A 3,394-nucleotide genomic window follows, 5' to 3' on the forward strand; every position below is an offset into this window, starting at 1 on the left:
GTGCCAGTGGCGGCTCGTCCAGAGCCGCCAACTGTTCCCGCAACTCCAGAATGTGTTCGCCCCAATAGCGTTCGGTATTGAACCAGGGGAAGCTTTTGGGAAATGCCGGGTCCTGCCAGCGACGCGCCAGCCAGGCGCTGTAATTCATGATGCGCAAACTGCGCAGCGCCTCAATCAGGTTCAGTTCCGCAAAATTGAAATCACAGAACTCCTGATAACCCTCCACGATTTCCGACAGTTGTGCGGTCTGTTGCTCCCTTTCCCCCGACAGCAGCATCCACAGATCCTGTACCGCCGGCCCGTTGCGGGCATCGTCAAAGTCGACAAAGTGTGGTGCATCATCCCGCCACAGAATGTTGCCCGGATGGCAGTCCCCGTGCAGGCGAATGGGGGTGTATTCGGCGTCGGCAAAAATGCGCTCAAGGCGATGGATCAGATCCGCCCCCAGCGTTTCATAGGAGGGGCGCAGACTTTCGGGAATGAATGACTCGGATAGCAGAAATTCGTAACTGTCCACCGCAAAGCTCTGGACGTCCAGGGTCGGGCGATGCGCAAACGGACGGGCCTCGCCCAGGGCATGAATGCGTCCCAGTACCCGGCCCAGCGTCAGCAATTGGTCGAAGTCATCGAGATTCGGGGCGTGGCCGCCCTGACGGGGGTAAAGGGCGAAACGAAAGCCCTGGTATTCGCGCAGGGTGTGGCCTTCGACATCGGGTAAAGGGGGCACGACGGACACTTCCAGGTCCAGCAGGTCCCGGGTAAAGTCGTGTTCTTCCTGAATCTGCGCGTCGCTCCAACGCTCCGGGCGGTAGAACTTGGCGATCAACGGCGGACCCTCTTCCATGCCCACCTGATACACCCGGTTCTCATAGCTGTTGAGCGCCAGAATGCGCATGTCACTCAGGTAGCCGCTACTTTCCACCGCATCCAGGACCAGATCCGGCGAGAGCGCTTCGTAAGGATGTGCGGATGTGCTCATAGTGCCCTCCCAAACCGGCATTGTACCGGTTATGGGAGGGCGGATGGGAGATCAGTCGAGCGAGCGGCTGCCCCAGATGGCCACACCGTCCACCGACAGTGCACTGAAGGTCACCACAAACTCCTGTTCCGACGGGCTCCACAGGCGCGCGGCCACGCCCTCGAAGGTGCCTTCGTCATCCAGGGTCACAGTGATGGCGTTGTCCGCCCCGAGGGTCCAGTCACCGCTGGCCTCGCCGGAGATCTGACCGCCGTCTTCCAGCTCGATGGTCACGGAGCTTTTGATCTGGGCGGTGATGTCCAGGCCGTGGTTGACCAGCTCGTAGGTGCCCGGTACGTCGGCTTCGCTTATGCTTGACTCGATGGTCTCGTCCGTCTCAGACGTGGGCACATAGCGATGCGGTGCCACCACCGGCCAGCCATCGGCATTGATGAACAGTTCGTGCACACGGACTTCGTGCTGTTCACCGCGTCCGGGGAAACGAGTGTGGAAGAACATCAGGTGTTTGCCCAGGCCTTCGTCGTAATAGGCCGAGTTATGTCCCGGGGAGACGTAGCCATTGCCGCCATCGGCAAACTGGAAGTTGCCCATCAGCTTCACCGCACCGTCTTCAATGGCCTCATCATCAAAGAAGGTGCTGCCGTCAGACTTCACGTCGGCAACGTCATTGCCCTCGTAGTCGTAGTAGGGGCCGCCTGGGTTTTCGGCTCGGGCCACGCGAATATTGTAGGCACCGTTGGCGTCCAGACCGCCGAAGGAGCTGAACAGGTAGTAGTACTCGGACTCGGGGCTGTAAAGCACATAAGGGGCTTCAATTCGGGTGTGGTTGCCGCCCATCAGGTGGGTGCCGTAACCCTGATCCGGCAGCGGTAAACCGGTGTCCGGATCCATCTGCATTATAAACAACCCGCCGGAGTAGGAGCCGTAAGTCATCCAGAGATTACCTTCATGATCGTAGAACGTGTGCGGATCAATAACGTTCGGGTGGATGAAGGAATTGTAGGGATCGGCGATATAGCCCTCGGTCACCGCGCCTGGCTCAAGCGCACTATCCGCTTCGGAGCCCGAGCGCAGGAAAATCTCTATGTTCTCGTAGGGCCCCTCGATATTGTCGGCGACAGCGATCCCCATGGCCGATTGTGGTGCATCGCCCCGGCAGGCGTTGTAGTACATGTAATACCGCCCGTCACTCTTGAGCTGAATGATATCGGCCGCCCAAAGGGTGTTGGCATCGGCCCAGCCAAGGGCATCGGCCAGCTCTTCGGTGACGTCGTCAAACAGGGGGTTGGCGGGGGTAACGCCATCGGCGACCCGCTCCCAATTCATCATGTCATCGGTTTTGGCCATGGAGAGGTGCGAACCAATCACATAGTAGTCGCTGCCCACCTTGGTCACCGAGGGGTCGTGGACCGCAATGTTGGTAAAGGTTGGACTGACCGATCCCTGAGGGCTGTCTTGGTCGTCATCCTCGGGCGTTTCCTGATCCGGACTATCGTTGTTCTCAGGCGCCTCCTGACTGGGACCGTCGGAATTCGTCGGGGCTTCGCCACCACCGGAACCGCCGCCACAGGCGGTCAGGAACAGACTCAGGGCCAGCGCGCTGACCGCGGTCGGAAAGGGGAACCCGAGGGTCTTGGTATTGCGTGATGTCATGGTATTTTGCCTCGCGGTATCAGGCGGAGCGCCACAAGCGATGTTCGCCCGCCAGGTTGTATTTATTGAACTTACGCTCAACAAACTACCATGATGTAATATGGTAATACAAATAGATCGAGGCTATCGAGTACTTTGATGGGCTTCGGGCGATTCCGGCGTCCGGGCCAGTGCCCAGACTTCCATCGAGCGGGCTCCCGCCTCCCGTATAAGCCGGCTCAGTGCCCGCACGGTGCTGGTAGTGGTCACTACATCGTCAACCAGGGCAACCCGCCGTCCCGCAAGGCGCTTTTCGTGGCGGGGGTTCAAGGAAAAAGCATGGCGCAGGTTGTGGATGCGGGCGGTTCGGGTCAGCCCCTGTTGGGCGCGGGTCGGCTGGGGTCTTCGCGCCACCCGGCTGAGCACCGGTAGGCTCAGTGCCCGGCCCAGGTCGTGGGCCAACAGTTCCGTCTGGTTGAAACCGCGCTTTAGCCGACGGGTCCAGTGCATGGGGACCGGGATCAGCAACTCCGGCCAGGTCTCTTCACTCTCTTCCTCCCGCTCAGCCCTGAGCAGCCCGGCCAACAAACCGCTCAAGGCCCGGCCCGATGCCAGTTTGCGGCGGTACTTGAAGGCGTGGACCAGGTTGTCCAGAGGGTAGTCGTAGGTCCCCAGGACCCGGCAGCGTTCAAAGTCTGGCGGTGCCTGCAGACAGTACCCGCAGTAGCGACTATCCACGGACAGCGGCAGGGCGCAGGTCAGGCATTGATGATCGTGGCGGGC

Annotated in this window: 3 protein-coding genes; all 3 read right to left on the minus strand. The window is 60.3% G+C overall.

Annotation, left to right across the window (positions count from 1 at the left end):
* On the minus strand, positions 1-979 hold a 979-nt coding region (locus B3520_RS15830; protein WP_286876419.1), incomplete at its 3' end, for a serine/threonine protein kinase.
* 51 nt (positions 980-1,030) lie between these two features.
* The gene (locus tag B3520_RS15835) at positions 1,031-2,632 is read right to left on the minus strand and encodes a glycoside hydrolase family 43 protein (protein ID WP_286804817.1); all 1,602 of its coding nucleotides are present in this window, start codon (positions 2,630-2,632) and stop codon (positions 1,031-1,033) included.
* Between the two features lie 123 nt (positions 2,633-2,755).
* The coding region (locus B3520_RS15840) for a ComF family protein (RefSeq protein ID WP_286876420.1) at positions 2,756-3,394 on the minus strand (639 nt) is incomplete at its 5' end.

Source organism: Marinimicrobium sp. UBA4509 (genome assembly GCF_002388575.1).
Classification (GTDB): domain Bacteria; phylum Pseudomonadota; class Gammaproteobacteria; order Pseudomonadales; family Cellvibrionaceae; genus Marinimicrobium; species Marinimicrobium koreense.